General features: G+C 28.3%; 27 protein-coding genes. 9 read left to right on the forward strand and 18 right to left on the reverse strand.

What is annotated here, in order from left to right; genetic code table 11:
• Positions 1-95 precede the first annotated feature (95 nt).
• A complete protein-coding gene (gene malQ / locus BVAVS116_RS00795) occupies positions 96-1,622 on the reverse strand; it encodes a 4-alpha-glucanotransferase (protein WP_006068716.1) in 1,527 nt (508 codons plus the stop codon).
• A 141-nt stretch (positions 1,623-1,763) separates the two neighbouring features.
• Between malQ and BVAVS116_RS00800 the strand changes: the two genes are divergently transcribed.
• Positions 1,764-2,933, forward strand: coding sequence for an OmpA family protein (locus BVAVS116_RS00800; protein WP_006068677.1), 1,170 nt, complete (start codon positions 1,764-1,766; stop codon positions 2,931-2,933).
• An 11-nt stretch (positions 2,934-2,944) separates the two neighbouring features.
• Here BVAVS116_RS00800 and BVAVS116_RS00805 read toward each other — a convergent pair whose 3' ends face one another.
• Positions 2,945-3,322 carry a TraR/DksA family transcriptional regulator gene (locus tag BVAVS116_RS00805; RefSeq protein WP_006068557.1) on the reverse strand — a complete coding sequence of 126 codons (378 nt, stop codon included), beginning with the start codon at positions 3,320-3,322 and terminating at the stop codon, positions 2,945-2,947.
• 166 nt (positions 3,323-3,488) lie between these two features.
• Here BVAVS116_RS00805 and infA point away from each other — a divergent pair, with 166 nt between their 5' ends.
• Positions 3,489-3,710, forward strand: a complete 222-nt coding sequence (gene infA / locus BVAVS116_RS00810) for a translation initiation factor IF-1 (protein ID WP_002556767.1) — start codon at positions 3,489-3,491, stop codon at positions 3,708-3,710.
• 47 nt (positions 3,711-3,757) lie between these two features.
• Here infA and BVAVS116_RS00815 read toward each other — a convergent pair whose 3' ends face one another.
• From BVAVS116_RS00815 to mnmE, 10 genes are read right to left on the reverse strand one after another with little or no spacing between them, the layout of a single operon-like run.
• Positions 3,758-5,764, reverse strand: a complete 2,007-nt coding sequence (locus BVAVS116_RS00815) for an SH3 domain-containing protein (RefSeq protein ID WP_006068292.1) — start codon at positions 5,762-5,764, stop codon at positions 3,758-3,760.
• The gene (locus tag BVAVS116_RS00820) at positions 5,758-6,345 is read right to left on the reverse strand and encodes a tetratricopeptide repeat protein (protein WP_006068936.1); all 588 of its coding nucleotides are present in this window, start codon (positions 6,343-6,345) and stop codon (positions 5,758-5,760) included. The genes BVAVS116_RS00815 and BVAVS116_RS00820 overlap by 7 nt, the downstream gene beginning before the upstream one ends.
• Positions 6,327-7,313, reverse strand: a complete 987-nt coding sequence (locus BVAVS116_RS00825) for a vWA domain-containing protein (protein ID WP_006068865.1) — start codon at positions 7,311-7,313, stop codon at positions 6,327-6,329. Before BVAVS116_RS00825 ends, BVAVS116_RS00820 begins: the two co-directional genes overlap by 19 nt.
• Positions 7,310-8,311, reverse strand: coding sequence for a vWA domain-containing protein (locus BVAVS116_RS00830; protein WP_006068640.1), 1,002 nt, complete (start codon positions 8,309-8,311; stop codon positions 7,310-7,312). The genes BVAVS116_RS00825 and BVAVS116_RS00830 overlap by 4 nt, the downstream gene beginning before the upstream one ends.
• Positions 8,298-9,197 (reverse strand): hypothetical protein, encoded by a 900-nt coding sequence (locus tag BVAVS116_RS00835; RefSeq protein WP_006068589.1) that lies wholly within the window; start codon positions 9,195-9,197, stop codon positions 8,298-8,300. The genes BVAVS116_RS00830 and BVAVS116_RS00835 overlap by 14 nt, the downstream gene beginning before the upstream one ends.
• 3 nt (positions 9,198-9,200) lie before the next feature.
• The gene (locus BVAVS116_RS00840) at positions 9,201-10,076 is read right to left on the reverse strand and encodes a DUF58 domain-containing protein (protein WP_006068346.1); all 876 of its coding nucleotides are present in this window, start codon (positions 10,074-10,076) and stop codon (positions 9,201-9,203) included.
• 14 nt (positions 10,077-10,090) lie between these two features.
• Entirely contained in the window at positions 10,091-11,083 is a 993-nt protein-coding gene (locus BVAVS116_RS00845; protein WP_006068357.1) for an AAA family ATPase, read from the reverse strand.
• Positions 11,084-11,139: 56 nt separating this feature from the next.
• The gene (gene rsmG / locus BVAVS116_RS00850) at positions 11,140-11,766 is read right to left on the reverse strand and encodes a 16S rRNA (guanine(527)-N(7))-methyltransferase RsmG (protein WP_006068528.1); all 627 of its coding nucleotides are present in this window, start codon (positions 11,764-11,766) and stop codon (positions 11,140-11,142) included.
• On the reverse strand, positions 11,763-13,628 hold the full coding sequence (mnmG, locus tag BVAVS116_RS00855; protein ID WP_006068402.1) for a tRNA uridine-5-carboxymethylaminomethyl(34) synthesis enzyme MnmG: 1,866 nt from the start codon (positions 13,626-13,628) through the stop codon (positions 11,763-11,765). Before mnmG ends, rsmG begins: the two co-directional genes overlap by 4 nt.
• Positions 13,629-13,630: 2 nt before the next feature.
• A complete protein-coding gene (mnmE, locus tag BVAVS116_RS00860; RefSeq protein ID WP_006068747.1) occupies positions 13,631-15,025 on the reverse strand; it encodes a tRNA uridine-5-carboxymethylaminomethyl(34) synthesis GTPase MnmE in 1,395 nt (464 codons plus the stop codon).
• Positions 15,026-15,106: 81 nt separating this feature from the next.
• Between mnmE and BVAVS116_RS00865 the strand changes: the two genes are divergently transcribed.
• From BVAVS116_RS00865 to csrA, 5 genes are read left to right on the forward strand one after another with little or no spacing between them, the layout of a single operon-like run.
• A complete protein-coding gene (locus BVAVS116_RS00865; protein ID WP_006068620.1) occupies positions 15,107-15,601 on the forward strand; it encodes a hypothetical protein in 495 nt (164 codons plus the stop codon).
• An 11-nt stretch (positions 15,602-15,612) separates the two neighbouring features.
• Entirely contained in the window at positions 15,613-17,496 is a 1,884-nt protein-coding gene (gene flgK, locus BVAVS116_RS00870) for a flagellar hook-associated protein FlgK (RefSeq protein ID WP_006068924.1), read from the forward strand.
• Positions 17,497-17,498: 2 nt separating this feature from the next.
• The gene (locus tag BVAVS116_RS00875) at positions 17,499-18,773 is read left to right on the forward strand and encodes a flagellar hook-associated protein 3 (RefSeq protein ID WP_006068893.1); all 1,275 of its coding nucleotides are present in this window, start codon (positions 17,499-17,501) and stop codon (positions 18,771-18,773) included.
• A 1-nt stretch (position 18,774) separates the two neighbouring features.
• A complete protein-coding gene (gene fliW, locus BVAVS116_RS00880; RefSeq protein ID WP_006068317.1) occupies positions 18,775-19,167 on the forward strand; it encodes a flagellar assembly protein FliW in 393 nt (130 codons plus the stop codon).
• Between the two features lie 2 nt (positions 19,168-19,169).
• Complete coding sequence (csrA, locus tag BVAVS116_RS00885; RefSeq protein WP_006068257.1) at positions 19,170-19,415, forward strand: carbon storage regulator CsrA; 246 nt, start codon at positions 19,170-19,172, stop codon at positions 19,413-19,415.
• On the opposite strand, the gene tsaB is transcribed toward csrA, so the two are convergent.
• The 6 genes from tsaB to infC all read right to left on the reverse strand — a co-directional run bounded on the left by tsaB (position 19,399) and on the right by infC (position 22,082).
• A complete protein-coding gene (tsaB, locus tag BVAVS116_RS00890; RefSeq protein WP_006068283.1) occupies positions 19,399-20,052 on the reverse strand; it encodes a tRNA (adenosine(37)-N6)-threonylcarbamoyltransferase complex dimerization subunit type 1 TsaB in 654 nt (217 codons plus the stop codon). The genes csrA and tsaB overlap by 17 nt on opposite strands.
• A complete protein-coding gene (gene tsaE, locus BVAVS116_RS00895) occupies positions 20,045-20,458 on the reverse strand; it encodes a tRNA (adenosine(37)-N6)-threonylcarbamoyltransferase complex ATPase subunit type 1 TsaE (protein ID WP_006068625.1) in 414 nt (137 codons plus the stop codon). Before tsaE ends, tsaB begins: the two co-directional genes overlap by 8 nt.
• Entirely contained in the window at positions 20,455-20,715 is a 261-nt protein-coding gene (locus BVAVS116_RS00900) for a hypothetical protein (RefSeq protein ID WP_006068535.1), read from the reverse strand. Before BVAVS116_RS00900 ends, tsaE begins: the two co-directional genes overlap by 4 nt.
• A gap of 212 nt (positions 20,716-20,927) precedes the next feature.
• Positions 20,928-21,275 (reverse strand): 50S ribosomal protein L20, encoded by a 348-nt coding sequence (gene rplT, locus BVAVS116_RS00905; protein WP_006068378.1) that lies wholly within the window; start codon positions 21,273-21,275, stop codon positions 20,928-20,930.
• A gap of 19 nt (positions 21,276-21,294) precedes the next feature.
• Entirely contained in the window at positions 21,295-21,495 is a 201-nt protein-coding gene (gene rpmI / locus BVAVS116_RS00910; protein ID WP_006068367.1) for a 50S ribosomal protein L35, read from the reverse strand.
• A 26-nt stretch (positions 21,496-21,521) separates the two neighbouring features.
• On the reverse strand, positions 21,522-22,082 hold the full coding sequence (gene infC / locus BVAVS116_RS00915; protein ID WP_006068533.1) for a translation initiation factor IF-3: 561 nt from the start codon (positions 22,080-22,082) through the stop codon (positions 21,522-21,524).
• Positions 22,083-22,285: 203 nt separating this feature from the next.
• On the opposite strand from infC, the gene BVAVS116_RS00920 reads away from it, so the two are divergent.
• Together BVAVS116_RS00920 and BVAVS116_RS00925 are read left to right on the forward strand one after the other, a co-directional pair.
• Positions 22,286-22,948 (forward strand): YIP1 family protein, encoded by a 663-nt coding sequence (locus BVAVS116_RS00920; RefSeq protein ID WP_006068426.1) that lies wholly within the window; start codon positions 22,286-22,288, stop codon positions 22,946-22,948.
• Complete coding sequence (locus BVAVS116_RS00925) at positions 22,941-23,681, forward strand: hypothetical protein (RefSeq protein WP_006068714.1); 741 nt, start codon at positions 22,941-22,943, stop codon at positions 23,679-23,681. Before BVAVS116_RS00920 ends, BVAVS116_RS00925 begins: the two co-directional genes overlap by 8 nt.
• The last annotated feature ends 49 nt before the right edge of the window (positions 23,682-23,730 follow it).

A 23,730-nucleotide genomic window follows, 5' to 3' on the forward strand; every position in this document is an offset into this window, starting at 1 on the left:
AAATATTAAATAATAATGATTTTTATTTGAAAAATTGAATCTCAATTAAATTCAAAAATGTTGAAATTTTATAACATAATTTCCTCTTAAAAATCTTAAGCTCTGCCATAAAGCCTTGTAATAAAACTTATATTTTTACTCAAAGTAGTATCTAAATCACTTTCTAATAATCTAAAAATCCAACTATTTAAAGTGCTTTTTGGGGGTTTTGTCCTAAATTCATCTCTTACTCCTAAATTAATATAATCTTGCATTGGTACTATTACATTGTCAGAAACACTGCTCATAACACTTCTTATCATGTCCCAAACAACAAAATCTTCATTTGTATTTAAATAATCAAAAATATACTTTTTATGCAAATCATCTAAAGAGTCAACAAATTCTCGTATTGTATCATTATCATTAATTCCTGTGTAAACTATACAATTTTTAATATAATTATGAGGAAGATTCTGATTGCTCGAATCAAAATCAAAGGCAAACTTCATTATTCTCATTCCTGGAAAATTAAAAAAATCTCTTAGTCTTGAAACATCTTCAAGATCATCTTCAAAATCTTCAACCCAAATTTTTAAATCTTTAATTTCACTTAAAATAAAATTAAAAAAATCTCGTCCCGGTGACTTTACCCACAATCCATTAAAAGCATAAACCTCACCAACACTAACTTCCCAAGTAGAAACAAAACCTCTAAAATGATCAATTTTAATTACATCTACATACTTTCTTAAAATCCCGATCCTTTTTACCCACCATTCATACTTAACTTTCTTTAAAACATTCCAGCTATAAGCTGGATTATCCCAAGCTTGCTCTTGTTCTAAAAAATAATTTGGAGAAATTCCTGCAACCTTATCTTTGCTTGCATCAAATCTCAACTTAAAATATTTTTGATGTGCCCAAACATCAGCAGAATCATACGCTATAAAAAGAGGTACGTTCATAACTAGCTCAATTCCCTTATCATTTGCATAGCGTTTTAAAGCTTGAAACTGTGAAAAAAAGAAATATTGCAATACCTCTTGTATTTTAATCTCTTTTGAAAGAATATTTCTCAATTTAAATAAGTCTTTTTCATTTCTTTTAAGAATTCCTCTATTAAAAAGCACATTAAAAGCATCCTTTGATTCTTTTAAAAAATATTCTTTAAATGCAACAAAACTTGCAAAATCTAAAAGCCAATAAGAAGACTTTTTTTTAAATTTTTCAAAACTTCTAACCTCATCAACCGAAGCTCTATTAATAAAATTTAAAGCAGCTTCTTTAAGAAATTTATCTTTAAAGCTTAATTTTTTTAAATCAGAGTATCTAGTTTCATTTTCCTTTAAAAGATTCAAATCCGAATCTATAAATTTGTCAAGGGCTTCTAGATCAATATAATAAACATTGCCAGCAAAAGCCGAAAAAATTGAATAAGGAGGGGATCTTGTAAAATCAATAGGAGAATAAGCAAACATTTGCCAATAACTTTGCGAAGATGCAAACAAAAAATCTATAAATTTATAAGCTCCCTTGCCCAAATCTCCAATGCCATATTTAGATGGCAAAGAGCTTATGTTAAGCAAAATACCGCTTTTTCTTTTTAAATTTAAATTAATCCTTATTTTTTTATTTTTCATATAAAACCTCTATTAATTAATAATTTAAAACAATTGCTCGCTGTGCTATAAATTATAATCAATATCAGATAAGAACAAAATATAAAATAGCAATTTTAAGAAAAATTTATAAATTAAATACTTTTATGATAGAATCTATTAATGGGTACCAAAGCAGCTATGCCATTGTTGCTATTATTTTTAGTTCAAAACTTAGCTTTGTCTTCTGAAATGTTTGCATTTAAATACATTAAAGGTGCAAAGTTTAGATTAGAAGGTACAGATAATCAAGAAATACATTTCAACGGTCATTATAATTCAAATTCTACAACCAATATTCAAATTTCAAGCGAAATAAAAGACACACAAGAAAACTTTGCAAAAATTAAAGCTTTTTTTAGAATCTTAAAAAGAGAAAATATTAATGAACCTTACCTATTAAATGAAGAATTTGAAGAAACCTTCAGCGTAAATAAGCAAGGGGAATATATAATAGGAGCAAATCAAAAAAGACCCTCTGTTAGAGGCATTCCAAGATTTCCAAAAACACCTATCAAAATAAATGAAAAATGGACATATCCTGCAGAAGAATATATAGAAGCGTCAAAAATAGATAGAAGTATAAAAGATTTCGTTGTAAAATTTAATGTTAACTACGAATATAAAGGAAAAGAAGAGCATAACGGTAAACATTACCACATAATTTTCTCAAATTATGAATCACAATACAATATAAAAAACATCTCTTTCTATCAAAAAGTAAACCAAAAAATTTATTTTGATAATGAAATTGGCAATACATATAAATACAACGATGAATATACATTTGAAATAACACAGAACAACAACCAACATTTTAAAATGATTGGAAACTCCTTTGGAAGAGTAGTTTCAATTGAACTTCCAAATGATAATTTCATTGAAACTGAAGTTGAACATTACCTCCAAGAAAAACAAATAAAATCTATTAACGTTGAAAAAAATAATAAGGGAATTAATTTAAGTTTTGATATTGAATTTTATCCTGACTCATTCCAAATACTGCAAAAAGAATATAAAAAACTTGACATTATAGCCGAGCTTCTTGAAAAATTTAAAAAAAATAACCTGCTAATAGAAGGACATACTGAACACTTTGGATTGGAAGAAGAGATGCACGAACTCTCTGAAAAAAGGGCTCGTGCAATTGGAAATTATTTGATAAAAATGAGAGTAAAAAACAAAGACCAAATACTATTTAAAGGATGGGGATCTAAAAAACCAAAATATCCTAAATCGTCCCCATTAAAGGCTAAAAATAGACGAGTAGAAATTACAATATTAAATAACTAGCTTAAGATGTATCATCTTCTGCTCTTTTTTTCTTTTTTTGTCTGACAACTAATACATAAAAAAGCATAAGGAATTGCCAAAAGTCTCTCCCTAGCAATCTCTTTTTCACAAGCCAAGCACTTGCCATAAGAATTTTGAGAAATTCTATAAAGAGCTTGATTTATTAAATTCAACTTTTTCTTTTCAACAAAACCCAACGCTTCAAGATTATTTCCATCCATATTATCAAAAGCAATATCAACAACATCCTTTGGATACATATCATTATTAATTATTTCCTTTTTGCTATTTTCTACAGACTTAATAGAATCCAATATCTCCTTTTTTTCAGCAGAAAGAAATTTTTTTATTTCTTCAATAAATTCATATTCAGAACTAGCTTTTTGCATGATACCTCCCTATAAATTACATTTTTAAAAAACTCCGTGTAATTATATACACAATTTTTTATAATGTAAACAAAAAATAATGCTTTTATTTCTTAAAAAGAATAATTGAAATGATATGTTTAATCATGTAAAATTTATCCTATTAGAGAAAAATATGGAGGTTGTCTTGAATATTAAAGAAGAAGCTATTGAAACTGAAGGAATTGTAAAAGAATCTCTTCCAAATACCATGTTTAGAGTAGAACTTAAAAACAAGCACATTGTACTTGCCCATCTATCTGGCAAAATGCGAAAACATTTCATAAAAATAGTTCCTGGAGATAAAGTAAAAGTTGAACTATCCCCTTATGATCTTACAAAAGGTAGAATAGTATACAGAGAAAAATAAAATTAAACCCTTTTAAAAAATTTTAAAATATTATAAATATTTACTTTTTAGATTAAATTGTCTTTCAAAGACACAACAAAGTTCTTGTGAATCCAGCCTTGAAGTCCATAACTTGTTTCAATAAGAACAAAATCGTCTTTGCTGTCAAGGATATAAACACTTGCATTCCCCTTTAAAAATCTCCAACTCCTTGAAAAGTTGTCAGGAACTTTATAAAGAGAGACTAAATCACCTTTAATTATTCCTACCTCAGATTGTTGCTCAGAATAAAAATAATATGTTTCAAACATAGTAAAACAAACAGCAGAAAAAAGCAAAAATATAATTATTTTTTTTAAATTTTTTGCTAAAAATCTATAAGAGATAGATACCACTAAAAAATTTATCAAAAATAAGCTAATAATAAAAAATATATTAGAAAAAATAAAACTATTGTTACGAATACTGTCTGTAACTCCATTTTTAGCTTCAATCAAATCAATAACCTTATAGGGGGCTTCATTATTTGGAGAAGCCAAAAATGCTTTATAAGCTGAATAAATAGCATCAAAATCTCTATCCATTTTACTCAAAACAAGAGCTCTGTTTAACCAAAGTCCTGAATAATTTGGATATTTTTTAAGAATATTATCAATCTTAATAAGTGCAGCATCATAATTTTTAGTATTATAATTTTCAATCAAATCATTTATATTTTTTTCTGACAATAGACCATCATTTACAGCATTTAAACTAATGCCAACAGCCAATATTAAAATAACTAGCCCAAAACTTGATGCTGCAAAAAATTTTTTATAGCTAATTAAAATAGCTAAAGATAATAAAAATCCTGGAATCAAAAGTAAATAATAGTATGAAACAAAAAATAAAAAAGTTTTATTTTTGTAATTCAAAATATCAGCATAAGATAACAGTTTAAAATCAGAATCCACATTATTTTGCATTTTGTTTATACTATTAAACTCTCCTGAATATTCATACTTCAATTTCTTTCCTTTAAGGGTATAAACTGTCCCATCAGCGGGATCTAAATAATTAAAATCACCAATATTTAAAAATACGCTACCTTTAGTGCCGGGCTTAACTGTATAAATTTGAGAAATACTACCCTTGTAACCACTTTTAGAGGGTTTAAAACTATAATTTTTCTTTTTATTAAGAATCTTAGAATTATAAGTTTCAATCTCTGGAAAGTAAAAATGTGGAAAATTCCCTTGACCTGTAATTTTTATTAAAATAGTAAATATATCTTGCTCAATTGTAGAATAAGTTGGAGTTTCATAATCAATTCTAAAAGTTCCCACTGCTAAAGATTTAACCTCTTTGGGAATCGGTTTAACTTTTAATAAAAGCTCGGGGGTTTTCCTAACAAGACCAGAATCAATATTAAAAGAAAAACTAGGAATCAAAACATTTTTTGAGTCTTTAAGAGGAGTTAGTATAAAGTTATAAAAAGGTACATCTAAAATTTCTTTATTATTAAAAGTTCTATATTTAATATCCCCAAATATAGGCATCTTTTCAATCATTGCATCCTTAATAGCAGGCAAAAATCCAGACATTTCATTAGAATTGCCATCTGAAAGCCAATTTGAACGCAAAACAAGTCCAATACTTTGATATTCATAAACCTCTTTTTTATCAAGATCCCAATATAAATCAACCGGCAAACCAAAAGAATTTATTTCATCAGCCCTTAGAACACCAACTTCTACCTCTGAAGATAAATAGAAATCACCTTTATAAATTACTTTTAATGGGGGAATCTTAACAAATCCTAGATCCTCAAAAAGATATTCAACTTTAATCTCAACAAAAGAAAAGTTATTATTATCCGCTGTTCTAGATATTGATAAAACATTAGAATGGGATTGAACTTCTTTATTGATTTCAACTTTTAGCAAATTTATATCAATATCTTGCAAAGGATTGTTAAGCCTTACAATCTGAATAAATTTGTCACCCTTTAAAACTTTAATATTTTGAATAAAATCAATACCCGTAAGAGAATAAAGTCTTGTGATTGAAAAAAAATAAATAAAAAATACTACCAATCTTCTTTTGGAACAACCAGGCTCTTGTCTATTTTTCTCAACCATACAACCCTCTCAAGATTTTCAATATACCTTAAAAAATTTTCATTGCTTTCAACAAAATTTTTACTTTTTTCTACACTTAAAGAATTCAAACTATCACGAACTGTCCGTTTTTTTATTATTGCAAGTTCAAGATTATATTTAGCATTATAACTGCCAGGATTAATTTTCAAAGCCTCCTTAAAAGCTATTTCAGCCTTATGATAAAGTCCTTGATTATAGTATATTATCCCCTCGTTATAATTTACACTAAAATTTAAAAAAATATCATTGGTTTTCTTTGCATAAGAGAATATTCTAAGAGAACTTTCATACTCTCCCAAAGAATAGTATACAATACCGAGATTGTAATATCCCCAAGCAGAATATTTTTTGTCCTCCACAAGATTGTAATAATTTGAAATTGCATTTTGATAATTTCCTCTAACATATTCATAATTGCCAATAGCCATTAAAGACATAGACTTAACATTTGAACAAGACAAAAAACCCAAACATAAAAAGCAAGCATATAAAACCACTAAAAAGTTTCGTCCCACTTTATCATCCTGACAAATAAATACATAAAAATAAACAACAACGAAATAACCAAAAAAATTTTATACCTTGATACATCAACTAGTATAATATCATTTGACGTTCTTCTTATTATACCATTTCTTATATCATTGACAACAAAGTTAATCCCTTTCAAATACAAGTTATAATATGATCCTTTAAGAGAAGAGGCAAGAAGAAGTAAATTTTCTTCATTTATCACAGTTTTAACAAGATTTCCACTTTCATCTTTAACATTTGATTTATAATCAAATAAAACGGGATTACTCCCTCCAATTCCAACAACAAAACTTTCTAACTTCAAATTACTGACAAATTTAGAAAACCTATAATAATTATTTTCTCCCCAATCATCACCATCTGTCAAAATAACTAAAAAATTATAATAAGAGTCGTCCTGTATACTAGAGACTACACTAAAAACAGCATCTCCTAAAAAACTCCCAGGAGAGCTTATTAAATCAGGCTCTATATAATTTAACATCTTGTTTAAACTGTTTTTATCCTTAGAAAAAGGCAAAACCAATATAGGCTTACCTTTAAAAATAGTAAGAGAATATTCTGCACTCTCAAAATTGCTTAAAATTAAGCTAATCATATTTTTAGCACTCTCAAGTCTATTAATAATTTTACCTTCATCCACACTTAACATGCTACGAGAAATATCAAAAATAAAAGAAATTCTCAATTTACTTCTCTCATCCTCAACAGCTCTTTGTCCCCAAGAAATATCCAAAATGGATAAAATTAGGAAAATCAAGCTAAAAATAAAAAACATTGACATGAGAAATTTTTTAATGTAGTAATTTTGAATATAAGAATTGTCTCCATACATAAAGCTTAAGGTCTTAAAAAAAGGAATATTTCGCCTAAAGTCAAGCATACACACAAAAAAAATCCACATTAAAATTAAAAAAAAGTATAAAGCGCTATAATTATTTATGCTCATAATATCTCTTTTAAGAAAATTTTTGAAAAAATAAAATAAATAAGTAATAAAAAAAATGCTAAAACTAAAAATTCTTTATAAATATCTTTATTGTCCACGGCTATTTTAATTTTCCTCTCCAAATTCTCTTTTTTTGAAAAATCTTGAATTGCAAATTGAAAAGAAAAATCATCATTAACAGAATAAAAAAGTCCTCCTGTTTTATTTGAAATCTCAACAAGCATGCTAGGATCATAAACCTCTTTCAAACTTCCTTGATAAAATTTTCCAGATCTTAATTTAAACTCAACACCAAATTCTTCAAAACTTCCAATACCAATAGAATAAATCTTAACATTTAAACCTTGAGCAAGATTAATTACTTGATCTTTATAAATCTCATCTGAATTAACAACCCCATCTGTTAAAACTATTATTGATCTTTTAGGAGCTTCAGAATGCTTTAAATGAGACAATGCAATAGAAATACCTAATCCTAAAGCAGACCCATTGCCTAAATCCATAATATAAATATCATCCAACTTTTTATTAAAAAAATCTCTATCTGTTGTTATAGGCACTACAATTGAAGCATCTTTTGCAAAAGCTACCAAACCAATGTTATCATTTTCACGTTGAGAAATAAAACGTTTAATCAATTCTTTTGAAAACTCAAGCCTATTCTTAGAAGAAAACTCAACAGCCCCCATACTAGGCGATATGTCAAGAACAATGACAATGTCGGCACCAGCACTAAGATGTATCATCTTCTTTTTTGAAACCGAAGGACCTGCTAAAGCAAACACCATAACCATTGCGGATAAATACAAAAAAGAATAAGTAAAAAAATACATCAAATTTAACTTATAATCCTTAAGCTTTAAAGAGTTAAAATTACCATAAAGCGATATTGGAAACTTTATCTTACCTCCTCTATTTCTAAAAAAATGATTAAAATAAATTATTAAAGGAAAAATTACCAATAAAAACAAATACAAAGGCTCATTAAATGTTAACATTAGCACCTCTATTAAATTCTTCAAAATTCGATGCTGCGGTTTTTAAATCCTCTAAAACAAACGGTAAACTATCAAATACCAAATCAACACCACTAAATTTACTAAAATCAGAAAGCCTTAACGTATTAATAAAAGTTGAACGAATCTCGTAAGGAACCTTAAGATCTTGCAAAATTACAGAGATTTCTGTTGTAGTAATCGCATTAAAGTCGAAACCTGTTTTTTTAGATAAATAAACCCTTAAAGAAGAATTTATTAAATTATAAAATGCACTTTGATCTCCACCTTCTTTAGCATATTTAGATAAAATAACAAACTGTCTTTGCAATACTTTATAAGGCTTTTTAAGTCCATGTTTAATTATCAAGTAAATTAAAAGTCGATTTAAAAGCTTTAAAAGCTTAATAATTAAATAAGGAATCAAAAACAAAATAAGAATAAATAAAAACAAATAAGTACTTGTTCCAGGAATAAATAAAACGCCTTCTATATTTTTAATTTTAAAATCAGAATTATTAGATACTAGCTTATCTGTATTTATTTTTATATTATCTAGAACAACTTTATTTTTTTTACCGTTACCAATTACATCCCCAATATAAATAGGAGGAAGAGAACTACTTCCAATATAAAAAGAAACAAAATTAACTATTATTTCATTTGTTACATTATTAAAGCTAATCGAATTTACTTCAACAAATTCATCTTTAATCTCTTTAAAATCTACAGGAAAAAATTCCTCACCATCATTTAAAATTAATGAAACTTTAAAATCAACAGAATCACCAACATAATAACGAGTTGGCATAAATATTTCATTCTTTATTTCATAAGAATGTAAAAATAAGGTTAAAAAAAGAAAAAGATTTGAAATAATTCTCTTCAAGATCTATGATCCCTTTTTAAGAAGAATTTTAAGTTTTTTGAAAACATCTTCTTTAGTATCAATCTCAATAAAACTAATATTTTTTTTAATACACTCTTTTTTCCATTTTATTTTATCAAGCGTCCAATAGTTTTTATAACCACTTAATGTTAATTTGCTAAAACCTGAAACTAAAAAATTTTCTCCAGTTTCAACATCTTCGCAAATCAAAGTTCCAATTTTAGGAAAATTTTCATCAAAAAAATCTGTAATTCTTATAGCAACAACATTATGTCTTTTACTTAAAACATTTAAAGATTTAAAATAAGCATTCGCCTTAAAATCAGAAATAATTATAACCAAAGATCTTTTTTTATAATATTCTGCCGTATTTTTAAAAATATAAGCTAAGCTGCTACCCGGCTTAAGATTTCTATTGATCGTTTCACTTAATATCAATCCTAAGTGTGAATGACCTTTGCTAGAGGGTATAAATTTGTCTGTTCCACTTGAAAAAAAAGTAACACCTATTTTATCATTATTAAAGAATGCCATATGTGCAAAAATAGAAACCAACAAATCCTGAACATCTTTTTTATTTACCTTACCTCCCAAGCTCATGGAAAGTGAATTATCGACAAGAAGATGAAGATTCATCCCTCTATCTTCTTTAAAAACCTTTGAAAAAATACTATCAGCTTTTGAACTCACATTCCAATCAATAAATCTAGCATCATCAGAATCCTCATAAGGTCTAAATTCGTGAAATTCAAGACCAAGTCCTTTAAAAATTGAACGATAACCACCAAAATTAAGCTCTGAAAGCATTTTCCTTGAAAAAAACTTTAAAGCTTTTATTTTGGTTTTAGTGTTACTACTTATCTCGTTATCTTGCATCATTTAAAAATTATTTCCTAAGGAAGCGCTACAGCAGAAAGAAGCATTCTAATAATATCATCAATACTCATTTCCTCTACCTCTGCCTCGTAAGATGGTGTAATTCTGTGCCTTAACACACTGTAAGCTACAGCTTTAACATCTTCTGGTAGAACAAATATTCGCCCCTCATAAAGAGCATTAACACGAGCACACTTTAATAAACTAAGAGAAGCCCTGGGAGATGCGCCAAATTCAATATATTTGGCAAACGGATAAGTTTTCTTATCTCTCTCACGAGATGCAGAGATTAAAGTAACAATATAAAGCATTATTTTGTCATCAACTTTTACTCTGCCAACCGTTCTTTTAATATCAGCCAACGAATAAGCATTCATAACCTTTGCAACTTTAATATTTTCAAGACGCCCATCCACCGAAAATATTTTCAAAAGTCTTACTTCATCCTGCACTGATGGATAATTAACATTAACTTTTAATAAAAATCTATCGAGTTGAGATTCTGGCAAATTATAAGTCCCCTCTTGCTCTATTGGATTTTGAGTAGCAAGAACAAAAAACGGATCTGGAAGTCTATGGGTTTCATCTCCAAGAGTTACTTGTCTTTCTCCCATAGCCTCAAGAAGAGCAGACTGAACTTTTGCAGGAGCTCTATTGATTTCATCTGCTAAAATAACATTTGAAAATACTGGACCTTTTCTAACCTTAAAAGTTCCTGTAGCACTTTTATAAACCATATTACCCGTAAGATCAGAAGGTAAAAGATCTGGGGTAAACTGTATACGCTTAAACTCAAGGTCAAGAACATCAGATACGGTTTGAATTGCAAGAGTCTTAGCAAGACCTGGAACCCCTTCAAGCAAAACATGCCCCTCTGTTAAAAGCCCCATTAAAATAGCATCTATCATTTCTTTTTGACCAAGAACCCTGCTTGAAACCTCTCTTCTAAATTTATTTATCAAATGTAATGCATTCTCTACTTCTGAATCTATCTGAAAACTACTCTTCATAATACTCCTAGTCAAAATCACTCTAAAATATAAATTAAACCTAAAAGTTACTAATATTATTTGTAAAGCAAAACCAAATTTCTGTCTACGCTTAATTTTGGATTTAAAGACTTTACTTCTATTTTGCTAAACAAATCTTTAATTTGACCAACTTCAAGGTTAATTCTATCAAATTTGCCCTTATATGCCATAATTAAGCCTTTATCCTTTAAAAGATTCTTTAAAATTAAAGCATATTCATTCATACTTCTAAAAGCCCGAATTGTAATAAATTCATGCTTCTTTTTTTCTCTTTCAATCTCATATTCTAAAATTTTTACATTTTCTAAATCAAGTTCTAATTTTATCATTTTCAAAAAAGTAGACTTTTTTTTACTTCTTTCTAAAAGATAATATTTTCTAGAAGTGTCAAAAATAGCCAAAACAATACCTGGAAATCCAGCACCACTTCCAACATCAAGAACTTCAGAAGGATTAATCTCTTTAATAGTAGACAATCCTAAAAGAGAATCTATAACGTGTAGATTAAGAATAGCATTGAAATTACTATTGCTATTTGAAATTAAATTAAATCTGGTATTTAAAAGTAAAATTCTTTTTATATATAAATTTATTTTCTGAAGATCTTTGTAAACAAACTGAAAATTATACTCCGACAAAGCAAATTCAATATCACTTATCATACAGAAAAATTTAGAACTACCTTATTTTTAGGATTTGAAAAATATATAAACAAAACAGTAATATCAGTACTTCTTATTCCAGGAATCCGACTTGCTTGAGCAAGAGTAGCTGGTTGCACCTTGGAAAATTTCTCTCTAGCTTCTTTTGAAAGGCCTTCAATGACCTCATAATTAAAATCAAATGGAAGCTTGACAAGTTCTAGATTATGAAGTTTTTTAATCAAATCTTTTTGTCTATTAATATAACCTTCATATTTAACATCAAATTCAACTTGCTCTAAAATTACTTTTGAATCATTTAAACTTGGATCAATCTTTATCAGATTATCTAAACTAACAGAAGGATCTTTTAAGATATGATAAAAATCTTTACTAACATGTTTTTTTAATTGTTCATTGGAAACATCTTTTAAACTAAGACGCCTTTGCTTTAAAAGTTCCTTTATCTCTTCAACTCTACTTTTCTTAAAAAGATATCTTGAATATCTATCCTCATCAACAAGCCCGAGATCATACCCAATCTTAATCAAACGCTTATCACTAGTATCGTGCCTTAAATTAAGTCTGTGCTCAGCCCTAGAAGTAAACATTCTGTAAGGTTCTTTAGTGCCTTTGGTAACAAGATCGTCAATAAGAACTCCAATGTAAGAACTAGTTCTTGTTAAAATCATTGGCTTTTTATTTTGAAGTCTAAGAGCGGCATTAATTCCAGCCATTAACCCTTGAGCTGCTGCTTCTTCATATCCTGAAGAGCCATTGGTCTGACCCGCTATAAAAAGCCCTTTAACTCTTTTGCTCTCAAGATTTGGATAAAGTTCAATTGGATTTATATAATCATACTCAACAGCATAACCAGGCCTTGTAATAACAGCATTCTCAAGTCCTTCAATACTGTTGATCAATTTTTGCTGAATATTTTCAGGCAAAGATGAGCTAAGGCCATTAAGATACATTTCTTCCGTATTAAATCCTTCAGGTTCAATAAAAATTTGATGTCTATCTTTATCTTTAAACTTTATTATCTTATCCTCAATAGAAGGACAATATCTTGGACCATTACCAACAATCTCACCAGAATAAAGGGGCGACAAGTGCATATTTTCACTGATTATTTCGTGAGTTCTTTTATTCGTATAGGTCACATAACATGAAAGTTGAGATTTATCTAACTTGTCATTTGAAAAAGAGAAGGGAATAATATCTGAATCTCCAAATTGAACCTCAGTCTTTGAAAAGTTCACACTTTTTTTATGAATTCTTGCTGGAGTACCCGTTTTAAGCCTACCCATTTCAAATCCAAGACCACGCAAAGTTTTATCAAGTCCATAAGCAGAAAATTCAGCAAGTCTACCCATATTAGCTCTATACTCACCAATAAATATTTTACCTCTAAGAAACGTTCCTGTTGTAAGCACTACAACGCTTGCTCTAAACTTATTGCCCCGCTCTGTAACAACACCTTCAATTTCATTTCTCATAGAATTAAGAAGAAAATCAACAACCGTATCTTGAAAAAGATCAAGATTGTCTTGACGCTCCAAAGTTTCTTTGGCCTTGGTTTGGTACATTAATTTATCAGCTTGGGCACGTGGAGCTTGAACTGCAGGACCACGGCTTTTGTTTAAAACTCTAAATTGAATCATACTAAAGTCAATAATACGACCCATTTCACCGCCAAGAGCATCAATTTCTCTAACCATATTACCCTTAGCAAGTCCACCAATAGCAGGATTGCAAGAAAGCTTACCAATTGTATCTAAATTTTGAGTAATCATTAAGGTTTTAAAATTCAACCTTGAAAGAGCAAGAGCAGCTTCAATCCCTGCATGCCCTCCTCCAATAACAATTGCTTCAAAATCCATATTTATTTCCCCAAACAAAAATTCTTAAACATATTGTTAAGAACATCTTCACTACTAACTTCTCCTGTTATTTCCCCTAAACAGTTAATAATTTCATAGGCATCAAATGCTAACATATCATAACTTACTTGGCGATCAATTTTACTCAATAAATCTAAAATCAAAGCATAAGCCTTCTCTAAAAGTTGAATCTGGCGTCTTGATGATATTATTATATCATCAAGACCAATCTCTACTCTCTCATAAGAGATTAACGCCCTTATTTTGTCATAAAGAATATCTATTCCTTCTAAATTTTTAGTACTAATCATTATCAAATTTGAAGAATTTAAAACACTAGAGCGAACAAATTCCTCAGTAGATTTATTTATTTTTAAATCTATTTTATTTAAAACGAATAATATTTTACTATTAGATTTATTTGAATCAATAAATGAGATATCGTCTCTTGTTAAATTTGAATTAACATCGATAACATAAATTACTAAAGATGCTTCTTTTATTAAAGAATTACTTTTCTCAATTCCCAATCTCTCAACAAAATTGTCAGCATCTCTAAGTCCCGCTGTATCAAAAAGATTAAATAAAATACCATCAAGTTCAAAACTTGCTTCAATATAATCTCTTGTAGTACCAGGATATGAAGATACAATTGATCTATCTTTTTTGAGAAATAAATTAAATAACGAAGACTTTCCAGCATTAACAGAACCTGCTAAAACCAAAGTAACACCATGATCAATTTTTTCATAAATCTTATAAGAATTAATTAATTTTTTAAGCTCAGCTTTACTATTTAAAATCAAATCAAAAGGAATGTTAATCTCATGGTCATCAACCTCATAATCAAGGTAAACACTAACAGCTGAGAGAAAATTTAAAATATTTTTTTTTATTGCATCTATTTTAACAAACAAGGCTCCAGAAAGCTTATTAACTGCAAGAGAATAAGTTTTATTGGTTTTGGCAAAAACAATCTCATTAATTGCTTCTGCCTTTGTAAGATCAATTTTTTTAGCAAGAAATGCACGTAAAGTAAATTCACCAGGCTCAGCCATCCTAAACCCACTTTTTAAAAACAAATCTATAATCTTTTTAATTCCAACCACAGAACCATGGGCCATAACTTCAATAGCATCTTGCCCTGTAAAGCTCTTTGGTGCTCGATACAAGCAAACAACAACCTCATCTACCTTGCAATTATTCTCACGATCTAATATATAACCATAATGAATTGTATTTCCAGAGGCTGAACTAAGAGCCGAATGATTTGAAAAGATTTTAGAAAATTTAGAAATAGAAGAAGCACCGCTACTACGAATCACACATAAAGCGCTACTTAAAAAAGGAGTTGCAAGAGCTACAATATCATCATCTCTCTCAAAAAGCTTACTCATACCTTAATGCATTATAACACAATAAAAACCAAAGTTGATTTGTAAATATATTTACAATGACTTATAATTAATTTTATCAAAATGAAAGCAAAACTTGAAATTGAACTAAAAGAAGTTTTAAAAAAAGAACTTCTCTTAGTAGAAGAAATATATAAGTCATACTTAAAAATAAAAGAAAATATCGACAATAAAAATGAAATGGGGCTTAAAGATATTGTAAATAAAACAAAAATATCACTTGTAAGTTTTAAAGAAGTTGAAAGCGAAAGAAACGAAATTTGGAAAAAATTTACCAAAAATGAAAACTTTGAGTCAACTTACGAAGCTATAGAAAAATTGACTACAATTTGCAAAAAAGAAATATACGACTATCTACATAGATTGAAAATTGGAATACTTAATATCAAAAATTTAAACTGCATAATACAAACCTATGTAAACACATCCCTTGACATGTTATCAATAATATTTCAAGATATCCAAGAAAGTGTAGAAAATGTAACTTATAAAAACCCTTATGGGCCAAAAATTGGGCGCTCAAACGAAGCTTCCGTTTTAATAAATAAAAAACTTTAAAGGAGTTTAGAGTGGATTCAACATTCTCAGGAATAGAAATTGGCAAAAGAAGTTTATTTGCACACAAAGATGCCATGAATACAGTTGGACACAATTTATCCAATGCTACAAAGCCTGGATATTCAAGGCAAAGAGTAACAATGAAAACCACAACCCCTCTTTATGCTCCACAATTAAACAGAGCTAAAAAGCAAGGACAATTGGGTCAGGGAATCATGGTTCAATCTATAGACAGAGTAAAGGATGAACTACTTAACACAAGGATTATTGAAGAATCGCACCGACTAGGATATTGGACTTCAAAAGACAAGTTTATATCAATGCTAGAAGATGTTTATAACGAACCTGAAGACCAATCAATAAGAAAAAGATTAAATGATTTTTGGGAAAGTTGGCAAGATCTAGCAAATCAACCACAAGGTTTAGCAGAAAGAAAGATAATTCTAGAAAGGGGCAAATCTTTTTGCGAAGGAATAAGGAGCAGGTTCCATTCGCTTGAAAGAATTTACATAATGGCAAACGATGAAATAAAAATTACAACAGATGAGGCAAACAATTACATTAGAAACATTGCAAATCTTAATAAACAAATTTCAAAATCTCAAGCAATGAAAGACAATCCAAATGATTTAATGGATGCAAGAGATTTAATGGTTGAAAAATTAGGAAACTTAATAGGGATATCAATTGAGAATAAACAAGATCCTAATGAATTTTTAATTCACTCAGAAGGAAGACACCTTGTACAAGGTTCAATTGCTAATGAATTTAAACTAGAAGCTACAAACGGACCTACCAGAACCAAATGGAACATTTTGTGGTCAAATAATGACAAAGTTAACCTTAAAACGGGAAAACTGGGATCTTTACTTCACATAAGAGATGAAGAAATTAAAAATGAAATCGATGAACTAAATAATATAGCTGTCAACATTGTAGAGCTTGTTAACGAAATACATAGAGCGGGACATGGTATGGACAAAAAAAATGGAAGAAACTTTTTTTCTCAAGAACTAAAACTAACTGATGCTGGTGGTCGATACGATACTAATGGAAATGGTCAATTTGATTCCGTTCATATTTTCAAAATTAATAGCACAAACGAAATATTCCCAGAAGAGAAATTAGGATTTTACGGAACTCTTAAATTTGAGGCTACAAATAGCAATGACATAATAGAAATACCTTACAATGCTCCAGATACAGTTCAAGATGTGATAAATAGAATAAACAATTCCAATGCACAAGTTACAGCAAGAATTAACTCAGAAGGCAAGTTTGAAATAAAAGCGGTTAAAGAACAAGAAAATGAAAATATAACATTTAAAATCAAGCATATAGAAGATTCCGGCTTATTTCTAACAAAATATACAGGAATATTAAATGAATCTGGACCTGAAGGGGCTTATGATTATAAAAATATTGACACAATAGAAAAATTAACACCCAAGTCTACTTATTCAATCTCGCCCTTAAAAAATCCTGCAGCATGGATAAAAGTTGCAGACACGATAGACTCAGATCCTTCAAAAATAGCAGCAGGAATAAAAAATCCAACAAATGAAATATCTATCGGGGATAACCAAGCAGCACTGAGAATATCCTCTTTTGGAAATTCACAGATTATGATTGGCAAAAATTTAACATTAAATGATTACTTTGCAAATACAGCATCAAATATCGCAATAAAAGGACAAATATCGGAAATCACAAAAGAAAGTCAATCTCAAATATTAAAAGACTTAACAGATCTAAGAATGTCTATTTCTGGGGTAAATAAGGATGAAGAACTTGCAAACATGATCGAATTTCAACAAGCCTTTATTGCAGCAAGTAAATTTATCACTGTTTCTGCCGAACTAATAGACACAGTAATAAATAAAATGGGAGTATAAGCATGATAAATAGAGTAAGTCATCCATTAACATATGAAAATTTAAAATCCTCTGCAGCAGAGCAAGAGGCCAAAATTACAAAACTTTTAGAAAATTTATACAAAGGCGGCAAAAGGATTGTAAAACTAAGAAACGATCCAACAGGCGTTACTCATGCAATAAGACTAGATAGTGACATATTTAAGCTGAATGTATACATAAAAAATATTGGTACTTCTAAAAGCACCCTACGGTATACAGAAGGATACTTACAATCTCTTACAAATATTTTAACACGAGCCAAAGAAATTGCCATTCAAGGAGCAAGCGGAACTTACGAAGCAGACGACAAAAAAATGATATCAAAAGAAGTAAATGCTTTACTTGAAGATGCTGTTGCAATAGCAAACGCTAAAGGGCCTGATGGATACAGTATATTTTCGGGAACCAAAATTGATAGCGAAGCATTTAAAGTAACGAGAGAAAACAAAATAAGTAAAATAAGCAAAGATGGTGAAGGTCCTCAAATAATCAAAGTAGAATACAGCGGCAACCAAGCTGAAAAAAAAACAGAAGTATACAATGAAGTGCATATTTCAAATAATTATCCTGGAAATGAAATTTTTTTCTCGCAAAACCAAAATATTATCTCATCAATAAACACTAATGGATTTACCGTAAAAGAAAATACAAAAATTTATATTGACAATATTGAAATAGGGCTAACAACAGGAGATACTGCTCTTGACATTGTTGCAAAAATAAATGAATCTTCAGCGCCTGTTGAAGCAAGCATTGATCCCATTTTAAACTCATTGTCTATTAAAACTACAACGCCACACCAAATTTGGATAACAGAAGAAAAAGAATCAAATGTTTTACAAACACTTGGAATACTTACTAAAAACAATGATACCAAACTACCTCCTTACAACCTTTCTAGCAGTACAGAAGTTAGAAGCAGATCTATTTTCGATGCACTTATTGAGCTTAGAGATACACTTTACAATAATAAAGAAGAGCTTGTTGGAAGTAGAAGCTTGGCAGAAATTGATGAGAGCTTAAAAAGATTACTTATATCAGTTGCAGATCTTGGAGCAAAAGAAAATAGACTTGATAGAAGCTATGAAAGAATAAGCAAAGAGGCTGCAGACATGAAAGAAGATATGGTTCAATACACCGATCTTGACGTAACAAAAGCAATAACCAATTTAAATATGGCAAGCTTAGCTTATCAAGTATCTTTAGGAATCTCTGCTAAAATAATGCAAACAACTTTATTAGATTTTATTAAATAAAATGATACATGAAAAAAGCATAGGATTTGATTTCCCCGAAGGGATACTTGGCTTTGAAAACATTAAAAAATTTATAATAAAAGACTCTAAATATAAACCTTTTTCTATTATGCAATCCATCAATAAAGACGTAAGTTTTTTAGTGACATCTCCTTTTAATTTTTTAAGCGAATACTTACCAAATATTCAGGAAAAAGATTGGCTGGACATTAAGGCAAAATCAGAAAACGAAAAAGTTATACTATGTATAATCAATATGCATGTTAATGATTATAAAGATATTACAGCCAATCTGAAAGCGCCAATCATAATAAACAAAAAAAAATTAATTGGAAAACAAGCTATATGCACAAATGAAAAATATTCACTACATCATAAAGTTTTCAAGGAATAAAAATGCTAGTATTGTCAAGGAAAGTAAATGAAAGTATCAAAATAAACTCTAATATTGAAGTTTTAATATTAGAGATAAAAAAGGATACTGTTAAAATAGCAATTAAAGCTCCTGAAAACATTAAAATATTTAGATCTGAAATTTTTGAATTTATTATAGAAGAAAATAAAAAATCAATACTAAAAGACAAACACAATATAGGTAAAATTAAAAGTCTATTCAATCATTATTTTAAGAATGAAAATTAACCTCTGCATCACTCTGTCTTATATAAAGAGGTCCCGATAAAATATCATCACTTTTGTGATTTTTTAAGTATTTAGATATGCCGAGTTCTGTTAAAATTTTTCCAAACGAACTTAAATTTTCAATGATTTTAAATTTAGAATTGAATTCTTCGCAAACATTTTCAAGATTGTTTCCAATAAGCACTGAATTTGGATCAATCTGGCTTAGATATTCAAATAAATCTTCCTTAGAAAAACACAAAATTTTCCCTATTAATTCGCAATTTTTATAATGCCCAAGAAAATATTTACCAGCAGTAAAAGTTAACACAATTACACTGGAAATCTTTTTAACCGAATTTGCAAAAACATCCAATGTGGGAACATTAACAAAAGGTATAGAAAGACCTAAAGCAAGGCCTTTAACAAAACTTAAACTAATTCTAAGACCAGTAAAAGAACCCGGGCCACAAGAATTTATAATTAATTTAATTTGATTAAGATCGATATTATTTTTAATAATAAAATCATTGAAAATTTTTGGAATACTAAAATTAAAATTTGATTTAAATTCAACTAATGAAAAATTCTCATTATTAATTCTACAATAAATTATTAATGCTTTATATGAATATTCAAATGCAAGTGTATTAATCATTAAATTCTATAACTCTGCCCGAACCAACTATTTTAAAAGTTAAAGAAAATAATCTTTCTTTCGGAATAATATTCAAAGCAATTTGTGGCCATTCAATAGCAATAATTGAATCAAGATCCATAAGTATTTCCAATCCTCCAATAAGTTCAAACTCTTCCAAAGAGAACACCCGATATAAATCAATATGATAAAACTTAAAATCTATAAAATCATAAACATTAAAAATGTTATAAGTTGGACTTGTAAAATAAGAAATTCCAAGGTTAAGGGCAAGTCCTTTTAAAAAACTAGTTTTTCCAGACCCCATATCACCGCTTAAAGCAAATATTTTACCAATAGGCAAAGGATAAAAAAAAGATTTGGAAAAATTTATCATTTTTTTTTCTGATTTAAATTCCAAAATCAAGGAAGCATTCCTTTAAACTCCAAATCAATTACACGCCTTTTAATTGCAACCATTAACTTTAAAACAGGATAATTCAAAAGATCTACAAAATCAATAGTGACATGCTTTTCTCCTAAAGGTGTAGCCTCAATTACAAACTTTACTTTTTTGGTTTCTAAGATGTCATTATACTTATAAATAACATCAGCAAAATATACATTTCTATAATGAATAAAACTCTCTTGCTTTTCAATATTATTAAGAGAAATAAGCTGCACAATAACAATCCCTAAAATAAATCAAACTCCCAAAAAGCCAACATAAGAACATTTTTATTTAGCGCTATTTTTCAAGGCGGAATTTTTATTCTTAACCTTTGAATTGCATTGAGCTATCATCGACTAAAAATCTTCAAATTCCTAAATTTAATAAGATGTCGCAAAAAATAACTCCAATTCTTAAAATTAAACTTCCCAGGAGTTTTAATTTTTCATCTTTTTATTTCTAAAACAATTTTTTTAAAAGCTTCAGCATCTTCAATCGCTAAATTAGACAAAATTTTTCTGTTAATTTTTATATTAGACTTCAATAAACCCTCAATAAATCTTGAATAACTAACTCCAGTATCACTTAAAGCAGCCGAAATTCTTGAAATCCACAAGCGCCTGAAATCTCTTTTTCTAGCTTTTCTGTCTCTTGTAGCATACATCATACCCTTTCTCAAGGTATCCTTGGCTTTTTTATAGTTACTCTTTTTTGTACCCCAAAACCCTTTTGTCTTTTTTAAAATTCGCTTACGCCTTGCAACATGCACTGTGCCGTTTTTAGCCCTAGCCATATCTATCTCCTAAATTATTTTAACCATAAGGTAATAAAGTTTTAATTCTTTTAACTTCAAAACAAGAAAGATTGCCTAATTTCCTTAAATTTCTCTTACGCTTAGAAGATTTTTTTGTCAAAATATGTCTTAAATTTTGTTTTTTATACTTAACCTTACCATTTACAGTAAAAGAATATCTTTTTTTTGCACTTTTACGTGTTTTCATCTTAACTGCCATTTTATCCCCTTTAATTTAACATTTATTTATTTTTTAAACTTAGGCGCTACAATCAAAAACATTGTCTTACCTTCCATTTTAGCTGCAGATTCCAAAACGTAATTTACATCCCCCACTTTTTCCAGAATGCTATTCAAAATACCATATCCTAAATATGTATGAGCAAGTTCACGACCTCTAAATCTTATTGTAACTTTAACCTTATTACCTTCTTTAAGAAAAGTTAAAATGTTTTTTGATTTAAAATCAAGGTCATGGGTATCTATCTTGGGCTGCATTCTGACTTCCTTAAGCTTAATTACTTTTTGATTCTTTTTCTGCTCTTTTTGACGCTTTTCTTGATGAAATTTATATTTCCCATAATCAATAATTTTGCAAACCGGAGGAGACACATTGGGAGAAACCTCAACTAAATCAAGTCCAGCTTCTTTTGCTTTTTTAATAGCATCTTCAATAGGTAAAACTTCTTGTGTTCCATTTTCAAAAATAACTCTTACCTCGCGAGCCTTAATTCTGTAATTAATTTTCAATTCTTTGTCATTTGATCTAGACCTATCCCTATCTCTATTGGCATTTCTATTTATCATCTAAAAAATATATACTCCTAAAGCAATGTATATTAACATTAATACTTAATTTTAATATACATTCAATAAAAAGTAAATTCAAAGAATAATGTTTACAAAAGGTAATAAAATTAATAACATTAATAAAAATAAATTCCAAATCACACAAGTTTTTAACCAATCAATTGATTTAAAAAAAGTTTAAAAGTAAAATTGTACTTACAATGAATTTATTTTTATTAACGAGCCTACCATTAATATTAAAAATATATATGAATACTCAGTTTAAACAAAGTAAAACAAAAAATATTCAAGCCCATGCTTTAGTAATATTTTTAGCAATAACAATTTTTTCTTTTCTTTATTTAACTCAAGAATTTATTCTATATAAATCGTTTGAATTAAATTACACATCAAGAATAACTCTAGGGATTTCAATATTTATCAAAGAACATTTATACTACTATATATTCCCGCTATTAATATTTATATTTTTTTTTACTCTAAATGAAAATTCTTCATTTAGAAAAAATTTAACAATTCTTATATATTTTGCATTTGGATTAATATTTTCCAAAAACCTAGAAATAGTAATCCTAAATAGCAAAATTTTTGGAATCTATGAATACATTGAATTGCCAATACTTAATGCAATAGAGTTAATATTTTCAGCCATAATCTTTGAAAAGACATTTAAAAAATGCCAAAAATACTCGGCAAAAGAATACAAAATCATTCTTTCTCCTATTTTATTTTTAGGATTATTTATTGCAACCTTGAAAACATTAATTCTAACCAATATGGGCATCTACGCGCTAACAATATTTGCATTGGTTTTAATATTTATAACAATTAATAATAAGTATGCTAAGAAACAAAATGCCTAATCCAAAAACCTTTGCTATACTAATGCTTTTAGTAACTTTAGCACAAGGATGCAAAGAATCTTCCATTATTGAAAAACAATTTAATTACGCAATAATTTTCTCGGATTCAACCGAATATTTTTTTGAAATTCGAAAAACTCCATTCATAAAAAACGGAATACTATTTATAAATGACAAAAATTTAGAAATTGCAAAAGACAAGCTTAAAACAACAAAAAAAATACTATTAACCCATAAATCAAATAATGAAATATTAAATAACGAAATTCTAAAAGAGAAAATTTTTCATCTATCAAAAATAAAATTTTCCCTAAAAAAATCTATTGATTTCCTGCTTAACGAAAAATCAATAAACTTACAAAAAACATTACTATTTCGGGACAAATCTTTGAATAATGAAGATCTTGAATACTTGGAAAAAAAAGGTAAAGAAAAAAATATTAATATTACTTTAATAAACGAAACAAACATATCCTATATAAAAACATTCATTACTCCCCAAATAAAAACAATAATGTTATTCTCCTTAAGAGATAATAACATTATTTTAAAAAAGATATCAAATTCACCTTTTTTCAAAAATATAAATTTTGTATTAATTGGTAATACAAGAAAAGACTCAAAAATTATTAAACTAAAATATATAATCACTCTTAAAGAATCTGATTTAATCAAAATAGTAAAAAACGTTGAAAAAAATTTTCAATATGAATTTAGCGTTTATAAGCAATAAAAATGATTAAATTCTCAATTAATAATAAAGTAAACAATTTTAAATAAAC

Source organism: Borreliella valaisiana VS116 (assembly GCF_000170955.2).
In the GTDB taxonomy this organism is placed as follows: Bacteria; Spirochaetota; Spirochaetia; order Borreliales; family Borreliaceae; genus Borreliella; species Borreliella valaisiana.

Coding starts and splice junctions, on each gene's coding strand:
- tsaB (WP_006068283.1), bottom strand. CDS start 20,052: ATGATTAATACACTTGCATTTGAATATTCATATAAAGCATTAATAATT.
- BVAVS116_RS00800 (WP_006068677.1), top strand. CDS start 1,764: ATGGGTACCAAAGCAGCTATGCCATTGTTGCTATTATTTTTAGTTCAA.
- BVAVS116_RS00920 (WP_006068426.1), top strand. CDS start 22,286: ATGAATTTATTTTTATTAACGAGCCTACCATTAATATTAAAAATATAT.
- rsmG (WP_006068528.1), bottom strand. CDS start 11,766: ATGATAAGTGATATTGAATTTGCTTTGTCGGAGTATAATTTTCAGTTT.
- csrA (WP_006068257.1), top strand. CDS start 19,170: ATGCTAGTATTGTCAAGGAAAGTAAATGAAAGTATCAAAATAAACTCT.
- BVAVS116_RS00830 (WP_006068640.1), bottom strand. CDS start 8,311: ATGTTAACATTTAATGAGCCTTTGTATTTGTTTTTATTGGTAATTTTT.
- mnmE (WP_006068747.1), bottom strand. CDS start 15,025: ATGAGTAAGCTTTTTGAGAGAGATGATGATATTGTAGCTCTTGCAACT.
- BVAVS116_RS00865 (WP_006068620.1), top strand. CDS start 15,107: ATGAAAGCAAAACTTGAAATTGAACTAAAAGAAGTTTTAAAAAAAGAA.
- BVAVS116_RS00805 (WP_006068557.1), bottom strand. CDS start 3,322: ATGCAAAAAGCTAGTTCTGAATATGAATTTATTGAAGAAATAAAAAAA.
- BVAVS116_RS00825 (WP_006068865.1), bottom strand. CDS start 7,313: ATGAGCATAAATAATTATAGCGCTTTATACTTTTTTTTAATTTTAATG.
- fliW (WP_006068317.1), top strand. CDS start 18,775: ATGATACATGAAAAAAGCATAGGATTTGATTTCCCCGAAGGGATACTT.
- mnmG (WP_006068402.1), bottom strand. CDS start 13,628: ATGGATTTTGAAGCAATTGTTATTGGAGGAGGGCATGCAGGGATTGAA.
- BVAVS116_RS00845 (WP_006068357.1), bottom strand. CDS start 11,083: ATGAAGAGTAGTTTTCAGATAGATTCAGAAGTAGAGAATGCATTACAT.
- infC (WP_006068533.1), bottom strand. CDS start 22,082: ATGATAAATAGAAATGCCAATAGAGATAGGGATAGGTCTAGATCAAAT.
- BVAVS116_RS00875 (WP_006068893.1), top strand. CDS start 17,499: ATGATAAATAGAGTAAGTCATCCATTAACATATGAAAATTTAAAATCC.
- rplT (WP_006068378.1), bottom strand. CDS start 21,275: ATGGCTAGGGCTAAAAACGGCACAGTGCATGTTGCAAGGCGTAAGCGA.
- malQ (WP_006068716.1), bottom strand. CDS start 1,622: ATGAAAAATAAAAAAATAAGGATTAATTTAAATTTAAAAAGAAAAAGC.
- BVAVS116_RS00840 (WP_006068346.1), bottom strand. CDS start 10,076: ATGATGCAAGATAACGAGATAAGTAGTAACACTAAAACCAAAATAAAA.
- rpmI (WP_006068367.1), bottom strand. CDS start 21,495: ATGGCAGTTAAGATGAAAACACGTAAAAGTGCAAAAAAAAGATATTCT.
- BVAVS116_RS00925 (WP_006068714.1), top strand. CDS start 22,941: ATGCCTAATCCAAAAACCTTTGCTATACTAATGCTTTTAGTAACTTTA.